Source organism: Ensifer adhaerens, from assembly GCF_001270265.1.
Classification (GTDB): Bacteria; Pseudomonadota; Alphaproteobacteria; order Rhizobiales; family Rhizobiaceae; genus Ensifer; species Ensifer adhaerens_B.
Genome location: NZ_LGAP01000026.1, coordinates 18,158 through 33,956 on the forward strand (window position 1 = coordinate 18,158; position 15,799 = coordinate 33,956).

Annotated in this window: 18 protein-coding genes and 1 tRNA gene; 10 read left to right on the forward strand and 9 right to left on the reverse strand. The window is 63.3% G+C overall.

What is annotated here, in order from left to right:
* Positions 1-16: 16 nt before the first annotated feature.
* Complete coding sequence (locus AC244_RS26570) at positions 17-913, reverse strand: N-acetylmuramic acid 6-phosphate etherase (protein ID WP_053251833.1); 897 nt, start codon at positions 911-913, stop codon at positions 17-19.
* A 197-nt stretch (positions 914-1,110) separates the two neighbouring features.
* Between AC244_RS26570 and AC244_RS26575 the strand changes: the two genes are divergently transcribed.
* From AC244_RS26575 to nagA, 4 genes are read left to right on the forward strand one after another with little or no spacing between them, the layout of a single operon-like run.
* Positions 1,111-1,995 (forward strand): N-acetylglucosamine kinase, encoded by an 885-nt coding sequence (locus tag AC244_RS26575; protein WP_053251834.1) that lies wholly within the window; start codon positions 1,111-1,113, stop codon positions 1,993-1,995.
* Entirely contained in the window at positions 1,992-2,756 is a 765-nt protein-coding gene (locus AC244_RS26580; protein WP_025425454.1) for a GntR family transcriptional regulator, read from the forward strand. Before AC244_RS26575 ends, AC244_RS26580 begins: the two co-directional genes overlap by 4 nt.
* A 28-nt stretch (positions 2,757-2,784) precedes the next feature.
* A complete protein-coding gene (locus AC244_RS26585) occupies positions 2,785-3,807 on the forward strand; it encodes an SIS domain-containing protein (protein WP_053251835.1) in 1,023 nt (340 codons plus the stop codon).
* The gene (nagA, locus tag AC244_RS26590; RefSeq protein WP_053251836.1) at positions 3,804-4,964 is read left to right on the forward strand and encodes an N-acetylglucosamine-6-phosphate deacetylase; all 1,161 of its coding nucleotides are present in this window, start codon (positions 3,804-3,806) and stop codon (positions 4,962-4,964) included. Before AC244_RS26585 ends, nagA begins: the two co-directional genes overlap by 4 nt.
* Positions 4,965-5,054: 90 nt before the next feature.
* Here the strand turns inward: nagA and AC244_RS26595 are convergent, their stop codons facing one another.
* The 3 genes from AC244_RS26595 to AC244_RS26605 are packed head-to-tail and all read right to left on the reverse strand — an operon-like array spanning position 5,055 to position 8,046.
* The gene (locus AC244_RS26595; protein ID WP_053251837.1) at positions 5,055-5,780 is read right to left on the reverse strand and encodes a copper homeostasis protein CutC; all 726 of its coding nucleotides are present in this window, start codon (positions 5,778-5,780) and stop codon (positions 5,055-5,057) included.
* Positions 5,777-6,688 carry an ROK family protein gene (locus AC244_RS26600; protein ID WP_053251838.1) on the reverse strand — a complete coding sequence of 304 codons (912 nt, stop codon included), beginning with the start codon at positions 6,686-6,688 and terminating at the stop codon, positions 5,777-5,779. Before AC244_RS26600 ends, AC244_RS26595 begins: the two co-directional genes overlap by 4 nt.
* Entirely contained in the window at positions 6,685-8,046 is a 1,362-nt protein-coding gene (locus AC244_RS26605; RefSeq protein WP_053251839.1) for an amidase, read from the reverse strand. Before AC244_RS26605 ends, AC244_RS26600 begins: the two co-directional genes overlap by 4 nt.
* 228 nt (positions 8,047-8,274) lie before the next feature.
* On the opposite strand from AC244_RS26605, the gene AC244_RS26610 reads away from it, so the two are divergent.
* Both AC244_RS26610 and AC244_RS26615 read left to right on the forward strand, forming a co-directional pair.
* Complete coding sequence (locus AC244_RS26610) at positions 8,275-9,012, forward strand: sulfate transporter family protein (protein ID WP_053251840.1); 738 nt, start codon at positions 8,275-8,277, stop codon at positions 9,010-9,012.
* 203 nt (positions 9,013-9,215) lie between these two features.
* Positions 9,216-9,425, forward strand: coding sequence for a SlyX family protein (locus tag AC244_RS26615; RefSeq protein ID WP_025425461.1), 210 nt, complete (start codon positions 9,216-9,218; stop codon positions 9,423-9,425).
* Positions 9,426-9,506: 81 nt separating this feature from the next.
* On the opposite strand, the gene AC244_RS26620 is transcribed toward AC244_RS26615, so the two are convergent.
* From AC244_RS26620 to AC244_RS26630, 3 genes are all read right to left on the reverse strand, one after another.
* Positions 9,507-10,499 (reverse strand): BMP family lipoprotein, encoded by a 993-nt coding sequence (locus tag AC244_RS26620; RefSeq protein ID WP_053251841.1) that lies wholly within the window; start codon positions 10,497-10,499, stop codon positions 9,507-9,509.
* A 304-nt stretch (positions 10,500-10,803) separates the two neighbouring features.
* Positions 10,804-11,457, reverse strand: a complete 654-nt coding sequence (msrA, locus tag AC244_RS26625) for a peptide-methionine (S)-S-oxide reductase MsrA (RefSeq protein ID WP_053251842.1) — start codon at positions 11,455-11,457, stop codon at positions 10,804-10,806.
* Positions 11,458-11,501: 44 nt separating this feature from the next.
* Positions 11,502-11,819, reverse strand: coding sequence for a hypothetical protein (locus AC244_RS26630; RefSeq protein WP_053251843.1), 318 nt, complete (start codon positions 11,817-11,819; stop codon positions 11,502-11,504).
* A gap of 368 nt (positions 11,820-12,187) precedes the next feature.
* Between AC244_RS26630 and AC244_RS26635 the strand changes: the two genes are divergently transcribed.
* A tRNA-Ser gene (locus tag AC244_RS26635) sits at positions 12,188-12,277 on the forward strand.
* 320 nt (positions 12,278-12,597) lie between these two features.
* Here the strand turns inward: AC244_RS26635 and AC244_RS38325 are convergent.
* Together AC244_RS38325 and AC244_RS26640 are read right to left on the reverse strand one after the other, a co-directional pair.
* Entirely contained in the window at positions 12,598-12,810 is a 213-nt protein-coding gene (locus tag AC244_RS38325; protein WP_082367150.1) for a hypothetical protein, read from the reverse strand.
* On the reverse strand, positions 12,807-13,613 hold the full coding sequence (locus AC244_RS26640; protein WP_053251844.1) for a DUF2092 domain-containing protein: 807 nt from the start codon (positions 13,611-13,613) through the stop codon (positions 12,807-12,809). Before AC244_RS26640 ends, AC244_RS38325 begins: the two co-directional genes overlap by 4 nt.
* 705 nt (positions 13,614-14,318) lie before the next feature.
* On the opposite strand from AC244_RS26640, the gene AC244_RS26650 reads away from it, so the two are divergent.
* Genes AC244_RS26650 through AC244_RS26660 form a run of 3 tightly spaced genes read left to right on the forward strand, consistent with a single transcriptional unit; the run spans position 14,319 to position 15,775 of the window.
* On the forward strand, positions 14,319-14,657 hold the full coding sequence (locus AC244_RS26650) for an ArsR/SmtB family transcription factor (protein ID WP_053251846.1): 339 nt from the start codon (positions 14,319-14,321) through the stop codon (positions 14,655-14,657).
* Position 14,658: 1 nt separating this feature from the next.
* Entirely contained in the window at positions 14,659-15,138 is a 480-nt protein-coding gene (locus tag AC244_RS26655) for an SRPBCC family protein (protein ID WP_053251847.1), read from the forward strand.
* Between the two features lie 13 nt (positions 15,139-15,151).
* Positions 15,152-15,775, forward strand: a complete 624-nt coding sequence (locus tag AC244_RS26660) for a dihydrofolate reductase family protein (RefSeq protein ID WP_053251848.1) — start codon at positions 15,152-15,154, stop codon at positions 15,773-15,775.
* Positions 15,776-15,799 lie beyond the last annotated feature (24 nt).

A 15,799-nucleotide genomic window follows, 5' to 3' on the forward strand; every position in this document is an offset into this window, starting at 1 on the left:
GAATCCCAGGTTTATGTCAGGCCGCGACGATATCGATCGCCTGGCGCAAATTCTGTTTGGTCTGGTTGAGCGCCGCTTCGGCTGTCGCCACGTCCTTCGCGCCCGACGCCAGCAGGATGGCGATCTTGACCGAGCCGGATGCGGCGTTGATCAGCCGACCGGCCTCAGACGCGCTAACGCCGGTAATGTCGGTGACGATGCGCACCGCCCGGCCGTGCAGCTTGATGTTGTCGGCGCGCAGATTGACCATGTGGCCGTCGAGCACGTGGCCGAGATGGATGCCGACGAGCGTCGAGAACATGTTGAAGGCGATCTTCTGCGCCGTGCCTGCACCCATGCGCGTCGAGCCGGAAACGACTTCCGGCGGCGTCTGCAGCAGAATGGCGACGTCCGCGTCCTTGAAAAGGGCGGCACCCGGATTGTTGGCGACGGCGATCACCTTGGCGCCGAGCTTGCGCGCCTCGTCGGCTGCGGCCAGCGCGTAGGGTGTCGAGCCGCTGGCCGACACCGAAATCAGGCAGTCGCCGGCGGTGATGCCGGCCTTGCGCACGTCTTCGCGCGCCAGGTCCATATCGTCTTCATAGCCGCCGGCGAGGTCGCTGAGACTGGCGGCGCCGCCTGCAAGCAGGATGACGATCTGGTCCTGGGGGATGCCGTAGGTGCCGGGAAGTTCCAGCGCATCGGCCATGGCCATCAGGCCGGAGCTGCCGGCGCCGGCATAGGCGAGGCGCTTACCGGAGCCAAGCGCTTCTGCAGCCAGGGCAGCGGCGGCGGATATCGGTTCGATCGCGGCGTCCACGACCTTTGCTGCCGCCTGTTGCCCGGACGCGAGCAGCCGAAGCGCGAGCGCCGGATGCATGACATCCAGGCCTTTGGCGTTGTCGTGACGCTCTTCGGTCTTCACTGAAGGCATAGGTTGTGTCTCCTCTGAGCGAATTAATGCCAAAAAAATACCAATTGTCTAGGAGAAATTACATTTTGGCGTCAGAAAAAAGCAAATGCTGAAATTATCCGTTGTTATTCAATGCATTATTTCAAAATTGGATGTTGAGACCAATTCGGACTTGGTTATTGGTATTTTTTTGGTATCTTCAGCATGCGGAGGTGCTCATGCCAAACTACCTGATAGGAATCGATGGCGGCGGAACAAGCTGCCGGGCGGCTGTGGCTGCGGGGGATGGACGTATTCTCGGCCGCGGCAAGGCCGGTGCAGCCAACATTTTGACGGATCCGGAAACGGCACTCGCCAATATCGCCGGCGCAGCACGGGCGGCATTCGAAGAAGCCGGTCTTGATCCATCCGGCATCGCCGAGGCACGTGCCATCGTCGGCGTGGCCGGGCACAACGTTGGCGACGCCGTGCACTATGTAAAGAGGCGCCTGCCTTTTGCGGCGGCCGAGATCGAGTCCGACGGACTGATCGCCCTGCAGGGCGCCCTCGGCAACGAGGACGGCGCCGTCGCCATTCTCGGCACCGGCAGCATCTACATCCTGCGCCAGGGCGACACGATCAGCTATGTCGGCGGCTGGGGCTTCACGATTGGTGACCATGGCAGCGGTGCACGCATCGGCCATGCCCTTCTGCAGGAGAGCCTGCTTGCCTTTGATGGCATCCATGAGGCGTCGCCGGTGACCGATTCCGTCTTGGCCGAGTTCAGGAACGATCCGCGTGATGTCGTCGATTTCGCGCGTCTGGCAAAGCCAGGCGAGTTCGGTCGCTATGCCCCGCGTGTCTTCGAAGCTGCGCAGGCTGGTGATCCGGTCGCGGTGCGCTTGCTGAAGACTGCGGCGATCACGGTCGACGAGGCGCTTGACGTCGTGGTCGCCCGGGGAGGGCGCAAGCTCTGCCTGCTCGGCGGCCTGGCGCCGCTCTATCACCCCTGGCTTGCGGAACGCCACCAGCCGCTTTTCGTCGAAGCCGAGGCCGACGCGCTCACCGGTGCCGTCGCGCTGGCTGCCCAGCGCTTCGGCTCCCGCTCGGAGGTCGGCGCATGACGGATCATCTCGCCGCCATTCTGCCGCTCGAAGGCCTGCAGGCGGGCGGCTCCGGGCCGCTCTATCTCAAGCTGCGGCAATCGCTGGAGGACGCGATCCAATCGGGCAAGCTCAATCACGGCGACGCCTTGCCGCCGGAGCGCGATCTCGCCGACTATGCCAATATCAGCCGCGTCACCGTGCGCAAGGCGGTCGACGATCTTGTGCGCGACGGCTTACTGGTGCGGCGCCACGGCTCCGGCACCTTCGTCGTCAAACCGGTGTCCAAGGTGCAGCAATCGCTGTCGCGGCTGACCTCGTTTACCGAGGACATGGCGCGCCGCGGCTTGAACACCCATGCCCGCTGGCTCGAACGAGGCCTCTATCATCCGTCGCCGGACGAGATGATGGCGCTGGGCCTGCCGGCCGACGCGCTGGTGGCGAGGCTCGGGCGTTTGCGTATCGCCGACGACATGCCGCTGGCAATCGAGCGCGCGAGTATCTCGGCCGAATTCCTTCCGGATCCGCAGGCCGTCACGTCGTCGCTCTATACCGCGCTCGACAAGACCCGCTCCCGGCCGGTCCGCGCCGTGCAGCGCATCTCCGCCTGCAACATCAAGGATCCGGACGCCTCCATGCTCGGCGTCGCCGTCGGCTCTGCCGGCCTTTCCATCGAACGTGTCTCCTATCTCGCATCGGGGCGCGTCGTCGAATTCACCCGCTCGCTCTACCGGGGCGATGCCTATGATTTTGTCGCGGAACTGACCCTGTCGGAATCCTGACCGACGCTCCGCAAGAGAGGAATTGACCATGCAGACCAACATGCGCCGAGAAATCGACGAGATCCCCGAAGCCGCCGCCCGACTGCTCGACCGTTCGTCCGAAGCCCTCAAGCAGGCCGGCACAGCGCTGCGCGCCAAGGACCCGGCTTTCCTGGTGACGATCGCGCGCGGTTCTTCCGACCATGCCGCCCTGTTCCTGAAATACGCGATCGAGCTGCAGGCCGGTCGCCCGGTCGCCTCGCTCGGGCCGTCGCTCGCGTCGATCTATGGCGCCAAGCTGAAGCTCGGCGGCGCTGCCGCAATCGCCATTTCGCAATCCGGCAAGAGCCCGGATATCGTCGCTATGGCGCAGGCGGCAACCGATGCGGGTGCGGTATCGATCGCGCTCACCAACACCTTGCCGTCGCCGATCTCGAAGGCCTGCACCCATCCGCTCGACATTCTCGCCGGCCCGGAAATCGCCGTTGCCGCGACCAAGTCCTACGTCAACTCGATCGTCGCCGGCCTTGCCGTTCTTGGCGAATGGACCGGCGACGCAGCGCTGCAGCGCGCCGTTGCCGATCTGCCGAACCAGTTCGCCAAGGCGGTGAAGCTTGACTGGCACGAGTTCGCCGCCGACCTCGGCGAGGCCGAATCGCTCTACGTGCTCGGCCGCGGCCCGGCGCTGGCAATCGCAAGCGAAGCGGCGCTGAAATTCAAGGAAACCTCGGGCATGCATGCCGAGGCCTATTCCGCAGCCGAGGTGCTGCATGGGCCGGTCGCGCTCGTCGGTGCCAAGTTCCCGGTACTGACCCTTGCGGCGCGCGATGCGGCCGAAGGTTCCGTCGCCGAGATCGCCGACGGCATGGCCGAGAAGGGCGCCGTGGTGCATATTACCTCGAGCCGCGCCGGCAAGGCCAAGCGTCTGCCGTTCGTTGAGACCGGACATCCGATCACCGACGCGCTGACCCTGATCCTGCCGTTCTACGGCTTCGTCGAAGCCTGGTCGCGCTCGCGCGGCCTCAACCCCGACGCACCGGCGAGCCTCAAGAAGGTAACGGAGACGAGATGACCGAGAAGAAGGCAATCATCGGCGCCCGCCTGTTCGATGGTATCGAATGGCACGATGGCGCAGCCCTGCTGGTCGAGACCGGTCGCGTCAAGGCTATCGTGGCCGCCGGTGACGTGCCGGCCGATGCCACGTTCGTCGACGCGCACGGCCTGTTGCTGGTACCCGGCTTCATTGATCTTCAGGTCAATGGCGGCGGTGGGGCACTGCTCAACGCGCAACCGACGCTTGAAAGCATTCGCCAGATCTGTTCGGCGCATGCGAAGTTCGGCACCACGGCGCTTTTGCCGACGCTGATCACCGATACACGCGAAGTGCGTTCCGCGACCATCGCCGCCGGCCTTCAGGCGAAGGCGGCTGGCGTGCCCGGCTTCCTCGGTCTGCATCTCGAGGGGCCGCACCTCTCGGTCGCCCGCAAGGGCGCGCATGATCCGGCGCTCATCCGGCCGATGGACGACGCCGACCTGAAAGAGATGCTCGATTGCGCCAGGGCGCTCGGCATTCTCATGGTCACGGTCGCACCGGAAAATGCGACGAAGGAGCAGGTTCGGGCGCTCGCCGACGCCGGCGCCGTCGTCAGCCTCGGTCATACGGATGTCGGCTATGAAACCGCCGTGTCCTACGCCAAGGCCGGCGCGAGGACGGTGACCCATCTGTTCAACGCCATGAGCGGCCTCGGCCACCGCGAGCCGGGCGTCGTCGGTGCAGCACTTGCGACCGGAACTCTGCATGCGGGCCTGATCGCCGATGGCTACCATGTCGACCCCGCTTCGATGGGCGTGGCGCTGCGGGCCAAGAACGGCCCGGGCCAGATCTTCCTGGTGACCGACGCGATGTCGCCGATCGGGACGGATATGACGAGCTTCGAGCTCAATGGCCGCGAGATCCTGCGTCACGGCGGCCGGCTGACGCTGGCCGACGGCACGCTCGCCGGCGCCGATATCGACATGCTCTCATCGGTGCGCTTCGTGCACGAGAAGCTTAGGCTTCCGGTCGAGGAAGCGCTTCGCATGGCATCGGCCTATCCCGCCGACGCCATGGGCATCTCCTCGCACAAGGGCCGTCTTCTGCCCGGCGCGGACGCCGACTTTGTGCTGCTGACCCCAGAGCTTGCCATGGCATCGACCTGGATCGGCGGCAACCAGGTCTACGCCGCCTGATCTCGGCAATAGCGGAAAATCGAGGCCCGACGATCGGAGATGATCGCCGGGCCTTTTCTTTGACGTGAACTGAAAGAGTGAACGATCGTTCTACTTCTCTGAAAGCTGCGCCTTCATCGCCCGAACGGTCGCCACATCCGTCCGGCGCCGATCGTCGGTCACGAAGCCCATGGCGACCAGTCGCGGATCGTGAGCCGGCTCACGAATCGAGCAGGATGAGTGCACTTCGCTGACGGACAGTCGGGCAAGCAGCGCGTCGACTGTATCGAGCGTGACGCCTGAGCCCGGCATGATCGAAAGGCGCCCGTCGGCCAGTTCGATAAGTTCTGCAAGTCTTTCGATCGCCTGCGGCGCGCTTCTGGCGCCGCCCGACGTCAGGATCCGTTCGAAGCCGAGTTCGACAGCGAGTTCGATCGCGTCAGTGAAATCCGGCACCAGGTCGAAGGCACGGTGCAGCGTGAGGCCGAGGCCGGCGGCATGGCCGGTCAGCTTTCTGAGCATGGGTACATCGAGCTGGCCATCGGAGAGCGACGCGCCAAGCACGACACCGGCAAGACCGGCATCGCGCGCCGCATCGATATCCCGGCGCATCATGTCGAGATCGGCGGCGCCGAAGACGAAGTCGCCCGGCCGCGGCCGGATCATGACATAGACGGGTACCCGTGGCGGCGCGGCGAGCGCCATCAATCCGGCCGTTGGTGTCAGCCCGCCGACGGAAAGCGCCGCGCAGAGCTCGATCCGATCCGCCCCACCCTCGATCGCTGCGGCAAGGCCGTCAGGGTCGTCGACACAAACTTCAAGACCGATGCCGTTCATGCCTTTTCTCCTCCAAGGCCGAGCAGCGCGGCGCCGATCAGGCCCGGCTCGACCTGACATTCGCCGCGCACGACCAGCGGCCGCTTGAATTGCCGCAGAATCCGGCTACGAACCGCCCGGTCGATCTCGGCGAGCAGCGGCTCGACGTTGGAAAGGCCGCCGCCGACCGGCACGATCGTCGCCCCTGTCGTATTGATCACGAGCGCCAGCGGCGAGCTGACGAGGTCGACAAGGATCTCGATGGTGCGCTTCGCTTCCGTGTCGCCGATGAGCCACGCCTCGATGATCTCGTGGCTCGACATGGTCTTGCCGTGCACCGTGTCATGCAATCGTTCGAGCCCGCGCGCGCCGCCGACGGTATCGACACAGCGCCGCTGGCCGCAGCCGCAGGCATAGGCCGGGATGGCAATCGGCGGCTCGCCCGCCTCCGCGGCAAGTGCCGGTCCGTGGCCCCATTCGCCGGCAAAGCCGCCATCGGCGTTGATCAGCTGGCCGTCGACCACAAGCCCGCCACCGACGCCGGTGCCGAGAATCGCCCCGAAGACGATGCGGTGGCCCCGACCGGCGCCGGCGCCGGCCTCGGCAAGCGCGAAGCAGTCGGCGTCATTGGCGATCCTGACCGGCAGGTGCAGCGCGCTCTCGAGCTCCGCAACCAGTTCGCGGCCGTCGATGCAGGGGATGTTGGCGCATTTGATCCGGCGGGTCTCCGGGTCGATGACGCCGGTGATCGAGATCGCCACGCATTCCGGGTGGCCGCCGGCCTCGTCGAGCACGGCTTCGAGTGTCTGCACGAACTGGCGAAAATTGTTGAGCGGCGTCGTGCGGCGCGGCAGCGGAAAGATCCGTTCGCGCGAATGGACGATCGCGCCCTTGATCGCCGATCCGCCGATATCGAAACAGACGATCATGCAGCGCCCCGGATCACGGCTTCGGCGGCAAGGGCGATGGAGAGCAACCGGTCGTCCTGATGGTGCGGCGCTGCCAATTGCAGACCGACCGGCATTTCACCGGCGCCGATGCCGCAGGGGATCGAGATGCCGCAGAAATCGAGGAAGTTGCCGATCAAGGTGTTGCGCAGCGTCTTGGCATTGGTGCTAAAGAACAGGTCGTCGTCGGCAAGCAACGGCGCCAGCGGCGGCGCGACATGCGGCAACGTCGGATGCACGATGAGTTCGCCCGGCTTCAGGCTCTCGACCGTCTCGTGGATCAACTGGTCGCGCGCATCGAGAAGCGCGATATAGTCCGGCATGGTGATTTTTTCGCCGAGCCTGGTGCGCACGACGACGCGCGGATCGATGCGCTCCGCCTCGGGGCCGGCCAGGCGCTCCCGGTGAAGCGCGAAGGCCTCGGCGGTGACGAGCGCGCCGTGACGCTCCATCAGGTCGAACACCGCCTTGAACGTCGGGAAGGCGCGCCGCGTGACTGTGGCACCGGCCTTTTCCAGCCGCTTCACTGCATCCTCGAAGGCTTCGACGACTTCGCTTTCTGCGTCGTCAAAAACCACCGTTTCAGGAATGACGATCGACAGTCCTGCGATCTCTCCGCGGCGCACCACCGGGGCGGTCAGTCCATGCATGGCCGCATCGAGCCAGACTGCATCCTGCACCGTATGGCAGAGGGGCCCGAGCGAATCGAGGCTTTCGGCAAGCGGAAAGACGCCCTTCATCGAATAGCGCCCGCGCGTCGCCTTGTAGCCGACGATACCGGTCATTGCCGCCGGGATGCGGACGGAGCCGCCGGTATCGGTGCCGATCGCCGCCGGCACGAGGCCGGCCGCGACTGCTGCCGCCGAGCCCGACGAGGAGCCACCCGGGATGCGCTCGACATCGGTCGAGGCCGGATTGTGCGGCGTGCCGTAATGCGGATTGATGCCGAGGCCGGAGAAGGCGAACTCGCTCATATTGGTTCGCCCGACGCTGACCATGCCGGCGCCGGCAATAGCGCCAACCACAACGGCATCATTGCTGGCGGGCGGATCTTCCCGCAGGACGACGGAACCGGCTGTGGTCACGCTGCCTTTGACGTTGAAGAGGTCCTTCCAGGCGACCGGAAGGCCATCGAGCAGGCCGAGCGACCGGCCCGCGCGAAGCCGGGCGGAGGCGGCCGCCGCTTCCTTCAGCGCGCGTTCGCGGGTGATCTCGACGAAGATCGTCTGATCGCCGTGCGCCTCGATGCCGGCAAGCGTTTCTTCGGCAAGCGTGACCGGGTCGAGCTTGCCTTCCTGGACGAGTACCGAAAGCCCGGCGAGCGTTTTCTGTCTGGTCATTTTCTCCCCTTGTCCGCTTGCCGCCGGTGGGCGGCTCGTCTGTCCGGCCGGTCCGCGTGGGCAGGCCCTCGTTCTAGCATATCGCTCCCCATGGCGTTTGCCACGGTTCGTCCGTCTTCATCGCAGGAATTTTGCCGAAAGCAGACACTGCCGGCCGCCCTGCCTTGTCGATGCGAGCGCGTTTGCCTACATGCCCCATCATACCCTGCCCGGCACTGGAGACATTTGATGATATTGGACGCGGCGCGGCTTTCCCTGGCCAATCTTTTTGCACCGGAGACCCGTTCGGTGTTCTGGAAGGTGCTCGGCCTGACGCTCCTGGCGTTGGCGGCGCTGTGGTTCGGGCTGCGCGAACTTTTCGTCTGGCTCGCCCTGCCATGGCTTGATGCCTTGATGCCCGGCACGCCGGCCTGGGCCGGCTGGCTCACCTTCGTGCTTGGCATCTTCGCAAGCCTTGGGCTGGCGCTGGCGCTGGCCCTGCTGCTGGCGCCGGTGACGGCGCTGATCGCCGGTTTCTTTCTTGATGATGTCGCCGAAGTGGTCGAGGCGCGCGACTACCCGAACGAGCCGGCCGGCACGCCCTTGCCACTCCGAGAAGCGATTGTGGGCTCGGCCAAGTTTCTCGGCGTCGTCATTCTCGGCAACATATTGGCGCTGCTCCTGCTCCTCGTGCCCGGCGTCAACCTGATCGCCTTCTTCCTCGTCAACGGTTACCTCCTGGGACGGGAGTTCTTCGAGTTCGCCGCCATGCGCTACCGGTCGCCGGCGGAGGCCCGGCTATTCCGTGCCAAGCACCGCTCGACCGTGTTTCTGGCCGGGCTGCTCCTTGCCGCCTTTCTGGCAGTACCGCTCCTCAACCTGCTGACGCCGCTCTTTGCCGCCGGCATGATGGTGCACCTGCACAAGAGGCTGTCGGCCAGCGATCCCGGATTTTCGCTGACGCGAGGGTCGACGGCCAAGGCCTGAGGCGCAATCTTCTTGACAGCGGACCTCCGCTGGCCAATCTGCCGGCAAATTCCCTGCTGCATGTTTCCTTAAATCCTATTTGATTTAAGGATAAAAACATGCAGCGATTCAAAGTGCTACAGCGACCTTTGTGCGTCTGAAAAGACGCACGGCGCTGTATGTGTCGCCCTTCCGAATGGCCGCGACAGGACGGAGCAGCTGAAATGAACAATGCCGAAGACCGCGTCACCCGCCTTGAAGAGACGGTGGCTCACCAGGCCAAGACGATCGAAGAGCTTTCCGATCAGCTTGCCGAGCAATGGAAGGTCGTGGAGCAGACGCGGGCAAAGCTCGACCGGCTGACGGAACGATTCCTCAGCCTCGAGGAGCAATCGATCGATGCGCCTCCGATCACCCGCCCGCCGCACTACTGAGGCGCGATATCAGCGTAGGCAAAAACAAAAAAGGCCGCCGTTCCTGCGAACGGCGGCCTTTCTGATCTCAGTCGGAAGCCCTTAGTAGGGGCAGGCTTCGTCGCTCATGTAGTCGTGAACCTGGACCTTGCCGGCGATGATTTCGGCTTTCACCTTTTCCACGGCATCGTGCATTTCCGGGGTGACCAGGGCCTTGTTGTTGTCGTCGAGCGCGTAGCCGACGCCATCTTCCTTGAGGCCGAGGTTGGAGATGCCGAACTCGAACTTGTCGTTCTTGGCAGCCGTGAAGGCTTCGTAGACGGCGACGTCGACGCGCTTCAGCATCGAGGTCAGAACCTTGCCAGGCTGCAGGCCGTTCTGGTTGGAGTCGACGCCGATACCGAGCTTGCCGGCATCCGCAGCTGCCTGCAGGACGCCGACGCCGGTGCCGCCAGCCGCGTGATAGACGACATCCGCGCCCTGGTCGATCTGCGACTTGGCGATTTCACCGCCCTTGACCGGATCGTTCCAGGCGTCCGGCGTCGTGCCGGTATAGGCTTCCAGGACCTTGATGTCGGCGCCGGTCGACTTGGCGCCGCCGACATAACCACAGGCGAACTTGTGGATCAGCGGAACGTCCATGCCGCCGATGAAGCTGACGGTCTTCGACTTCGAAGCGAGGCCGGCGAGAACGCCGACGAGGTAGGAGCCTTCCTGTTCCTTGAAGACGATCGATTTGACGTTCGGCTTCTCGACGACCATGTCGATGATCGCGAACTTGATATCAGGATATTCTGGCGCGATCTTTTCGAGCGAGGCCGCCCAGTTGAAACCGGCCATGACGATCGGGCTGTTGCCGTCGCTGGCGAAGCGGCGCAGGGCCTGCTCGCGCTGTGCGTCATTGGCGATTTCGAACTCGCGGTATTCGACGCCCGATTCGGTTTTGAACTTTTCGGCGCCGTTAAAGGCCGCTTCGTTGAACGATTTGTCGAACTTGCCGCCCAGATCGTAAATGATGGCCGGCTTGATGTCGGCGGCCAGAGCCGTCGCGGACATCATGGAAAAGGCAAAGAGACCGAGAATGGTTTTTTTCATCGTGCAGCCCTGTTGTCGCTATTGATCTTATTGGGTCCTCCCGCCGGCCCCGAAAAAGGAGCCTGTCTGCGGAACCCACCCCCTTCTCCTTGGGGCTAGGGTGGCGCATCCTTGCACGGCCACGGCAAAAAAAACACTCAAAATTTTTCGGATGGTAAAAATGCAAGCCTGGGCTGCCAGTGCCCGTAAGGCACCGGTTCTCTTGCGCTTTTGAGACTGGGGACGGCGCCCGCGCCTGTGTGGCACGGGCGCCGAGGTTGTGTTTATCCGCTTTCGCCACGTGGCCGGAAAGCGCGAGAACGATTCAGCCGCCGATCGGGCAGCTGACGCCGGTGCCGCGCAGGCCGCAATAGCCGCTCGGGTTCTTCGCCAGATACTGCTGGTGGTAGTCCTCGGCAAAGTACAACGGGCCGGCCTTTTCGATTTCGGTGGTGATCTTGCCGGTATGACCCGATCGCTTCAGTGCGGCCTGAAAGGTGTCGCGCGCGGCCCTCGCCTCTTTCAGCTGCGCATCGTCATAGACATAGATGGCGGAGCGATAGGTCGTGCCGATATCGTTGCCCTGGCGCATGCCCTGGGTCGGATCGTGTTCTTCGAAGAGGGTCTTGAGCAGGCTCGACAAAGGAACCACCTTCGGGTCGTAGACCACCAGCACCACCTCGGTGTGGCCGGTCAGCCCCGTGGTGGTTTCCTGGTAGGTGGGGTTCGGCGTCAGGCCGCCGGAATAGCCGGCCGCCGTGACGTAGACGCCGGGTATGTTCCAAAGCAGCCGTTCGGCGCCCCAGAAGCAGCCCATGCCGAGCAGGATCTTCTCCGTGCCTTCGGGATAGGGGCCTTTCAACGGGTGTCCGGAGACAAAATGGGTCGCGGCGGTCGGAATGGCGTCCTCGCGCCCGCGCAGTGCCGTCTGCGCGTCGGGCAGGATGGTCTTCTTGTTGAACATGTCGATCAGGAACATCACTAAAACTCCTTGTCGTCGACGCGGGCAGCGCCCCGGTATGGTCAGGCGGCGAAGCGGCCGGCTGCCGGCCGCTTCTTGTATCCGGCCATCCACAGAAGAAGGGCGAGAAGTGCCAGCACCGCAAAGGCGGGTTGCATCAAAAGCCAGTGCAGCATCGAGTGCCAGAGCGTCGGCCCGGTATCGGTACGCTGCGCGAACTGCACCCAGCTGGCCGTGTCGGCGCCGAGCGCTTCGAGATCGTCGCCGAGCGACGTCATCATCAGCTCGGATGCGGCGACGGACTGGATGGCATCGACAGCACCGGCAAGGACGGCCGCAAGCAGCACCACAAAGCTCGCCAGTCTCAGCACGAAACGCATCGGTCCCTCATTCCTCAAATTCCATCCTGCCAGGCAGAGCCGTCGCTCCCGTCTTGCGGCATCGGTTCGCCTTCAGGGCCAGCCGGCGAGATGGGGAGAATGCAGCAATCCGAGATGGCGTGGCGTCCAGTCGCCCCCCGAAGCGAGGCATCGAACAACGCCGCAGGAAGAGATAGGCCCCGTGTGCGACAAGCGCAATGGCGAACCGTTCGCTGCCAAGTTACACAAGATGTCAACAATCTGTCAGAAAGCAGTTGATCCCGGGCAAATCATCGGTATATATCCCGCCCGTCCGCCGGTTCGCGCCGGATGACACGAAGGGCCTCGCCCTTCCCATCCAGCCGCATGACCATCGGCTGTTGACGGATGGACAGGTGGCCGAGTGGTTGAAGGCGCACGCCTGGAACGCGTGTATACGTGAAAGCGTATCGAGGGTTCGAATCCCTCTCTGTCCGCCATCTTTCCCATTTCGAAGCAGCTGAAATCACTTAAGTTTTCGACTTGCTGGCGCGTGCGCCCCACGCTTTACCCCACATTTCTTGCTGGACTTATTCGGCCCCGGCCGCACATCGCTGAACCGGTCACTGCCGCATCAGGGCTTTGATCCTGTCCCTGTTGACGCCCGCTATGGAGGCTTGAGGGCGTGGTCCGGTGGGAGGGGCCGGAATGGAATAGCCGTCCGGCATCACCGGAATATGCACATTACGATCAATGCCCACCGCGAGCATCCGTAATGACTGTCACTCAGCGGCATTGGATGCGCCCCCGCTTCACAAATCTAACAGTAATACACGCCGACCGCGCAGCGCCGTACCGTGCGCCGGGCCACACCGGCGACACTGACGGGGGTTAGCGGCCGTCCGACCCTGGCTTCGGCGGTACCGACAAAGCTGTATAAGCTCGGGACCGAGAACTCTGATCCAGCTTCCAGCCCGAACAATCCGACTATTCCGGTCAGCAGAACGATTTTCAGTTTTCGTGACACGGTCATTTGGTGCCTCCTACGGCAAAGTGATCGGGAAGTTCATCGATGTTTACAAGTTTCTTCGGGTCGTCGACCTGCTTGGCGTCAGTCGAATTCTTAAAGCCGAAATCCTCCGCAACGACGTCCGTGCCGGTCTTCCAGTCGCTGATCTGGACGCTGTATTGCGGCCCTTGGTCAACCTGAGTGGAAGTGATGACATATCTGCAGGGATAGGGTTGCTCGCCCTGTGCGATCCATATCTGCCAGTCAACTTCCTTGGTCCGAAACGCAAGATGATCGCACTCGGTGCCGCCAATCACACCGCTGCCAAGGTCCTTCACGTCGATGACGTCACGCATCAACTCCTCGTAGACATTTGTCAGGAGGAGATCAGCGCCAGGGACGGGCCTTTGGTACTTGTTTCTCAACTCGTCGATCAGATGATCGATTGTCCCGGGCACCTCGACCTGCGTGTAGAGGTTGTCATCCTTGCCGAGCAGCGTCAGGGTCTTTCCGTCGAAAGTCATCTCGACATTGGCAAATCCGCCGGAGCGCGTGGCGCGGAACTTGTCTGGCCGGCCGATTTCAACCTTGCCCGAGCTCGCCAGCAGCAGCTTCTGATGGTCCTTGGTGACGACCTCAAAATTGGTATCGTAGGCGAATGAAATGGCCTTTTGCCCCGCCAGATAGTCGGACATTGCCTTGAGCAGGCCCTTGGCCTCCGCCTCGCCAGCCCTCGCACTCGTCCCGGACACAATGATCAGCGTCAGCGCCGCCGACGTAAGGGCTGTCACAGTAAACTGCTTCGCTTTTCGAGCTGCGTTCTTCATCGAACTATGCCTCCCATTGGTTCCATGCATTCGCCGACCTTTAATCATGACGACATGGTCTCCGAACGGAAGAACACTACGCGATGTCGGGAAGTAAGACCCGTAACCTCTGGTATCTTACGGGCGGCTCGCCGCTCTGCATCGTGTGCCGTCAAGGCGGCGACGGCCAGTCCGCCACTTCCGGGCTGCCAACTATTCGCTCCAGTTGGGCTCGGATATCCTCGTTAGCAGGCGGCGTTAGCGAGGCGCCGATCTGGAGGATGAGCGTCGCGGTGTTGACGAGCCAGCCGGGTGAAAGGCCGAACCCTTCCATGATGGCGACGTTGGCGCTGAAATCGAACAGCTTGGCGAGGCCGCTCGATCAGAAGATGAGGGTGAGCAGCACCCGGGCCAGCAGGTCGAAAGCGCGTGCGTCCAATATGCTTGCGATGATGCTCGGCGTGCTTACAGTCTCAGTCTCAACTTGATTTTCGAGGTTCACGTCGGCCCCCTTTTGTAACGTGACGCCTTTGTAAAACCTCAACTACGGTTGAGATCAAGCGATGCCCCGGTGTGACAAATTGGCTCCGGCACTGTCGCTTCCGGGCCCCAGAGCACCGATGTGCACAGCGCTTGTCCGTGCGATCGCGCGGGCGTCGGTGCGGCGCTGGTGGCGGCTAAATAGTTATCCATTGCGCTAAGTGTTTCAGCGTGATACTTAGCCTTATGGAACAGTATTCGAACCCTTTGGACGGAATTTTTCAGGCCCTGGCTGATCCGACGCGCCGCGCCGTGCTGGCAAGGCTCGGCAGCGGCTCTGCCAGTATCAGCGATCTGGCGAAGCCGTTCGACATGGCGCTGCCGTCGTTCATGAAACACATCCACTTTCTCGAAGGCAACGGGCTGATCCGCACGGAGAAGCAGGGCAGGGTGCGCACATGCACCATCGAGAAGGGCCGGTTTGCCGCCATCGAAGCGTGGATGTCGGCGCAGCGCGCGCTTTGGGAAGGCCGCACCGATCGGCTGGAGCAGTTCGTGACATCCGCTGAGAACAAGGAGAAATGACATGATCCGCTCTGCCAATCCCGATCTCGACCTGACGATATCGCGCCTGATCAAGGCGCCGCGGTCGGTGATCTGGAATGCCTGGACCGATCCTGCCAGCTTCGAGCAATGGTGGGTTCCGGCGCCGGCCAGATGCAAGGTGGTCGAGATGGACCTGCGGCCGGGCGGCGCCTTCGTCACCCGGATCAGTGAAGGCGGCGGCGCGTTTGCGCCGCATCTGGATGCCTGCTTCCTAGCGGTCGACGACCACGAGCGCATCGTCTTCACCAACTCGCTGGTCGCGGGGTGGCGCCCGGCCGAAAACCCTTTCATGACGGCGGTCATCACGCTCAAGGATCATCCTGAGGGCACGGACTATGCCGCCCACGTCATGCACAAGAGCAATGCCGACCGAAACATGCACGAGGAGATGGGTTTCCACGATGGCTGGGGCACGGTCATCGAGCAGCTCGCCCGGCTCGTGGAGGGCAGAACCCAGTAGAGGAGGCGCGGGCATGCGCAAGATTGTCCTGCAGATGATGATGACGCTCAACGGGCGCCTGGATGATCCGCTGGCCTGGATCGGCAGTGTCGGCGACGACCAGTACCGGGCGATCGACCGGCTCTATGCCACCTATGATACCGTGCTCGTCGGGCGCGTGACCTACGAGGAAATGGCGTCCTATTGGCCGGGCGCCCTGTCGGAAGACGTTGGAACCGAAACCAACCGCAAGATGGCGCGGCGGATGAACGACTATCGCAAGCTGGTCTTTACGCGTTCAGGGTCCGAGAAGCCGACCGAATGGAACAATGTCGAGCAGGTCGTCGCCGCAGACGATGAGGCGCTTGCCGCCTATCTCCGGCAGCTGAAAGCGCAGCCGGGCGGCGATATTCACCTCTCCGGCGGCGCCAGCCTCGCCCAGACTGTCATCGGACTTGGTCTCGTCGATGCGTTCCACTTCTTCGTTTATCCCGTCACGTCCCCCGGTTCTGCCTGGTTCGGTGAGCTTCCCCAAAGATATGATCTGCGGTTGATGGGCGCGGATACCTATGACAACGGCGTCGTCGGCTTGCACTACGAACCGCTCAAGTGCGAGAACGCGGAGCGGGCAGGCAGTTTTTCCGAGCTGCTCGTCTAACCGCCTGTCTAACCATGGGAGCAG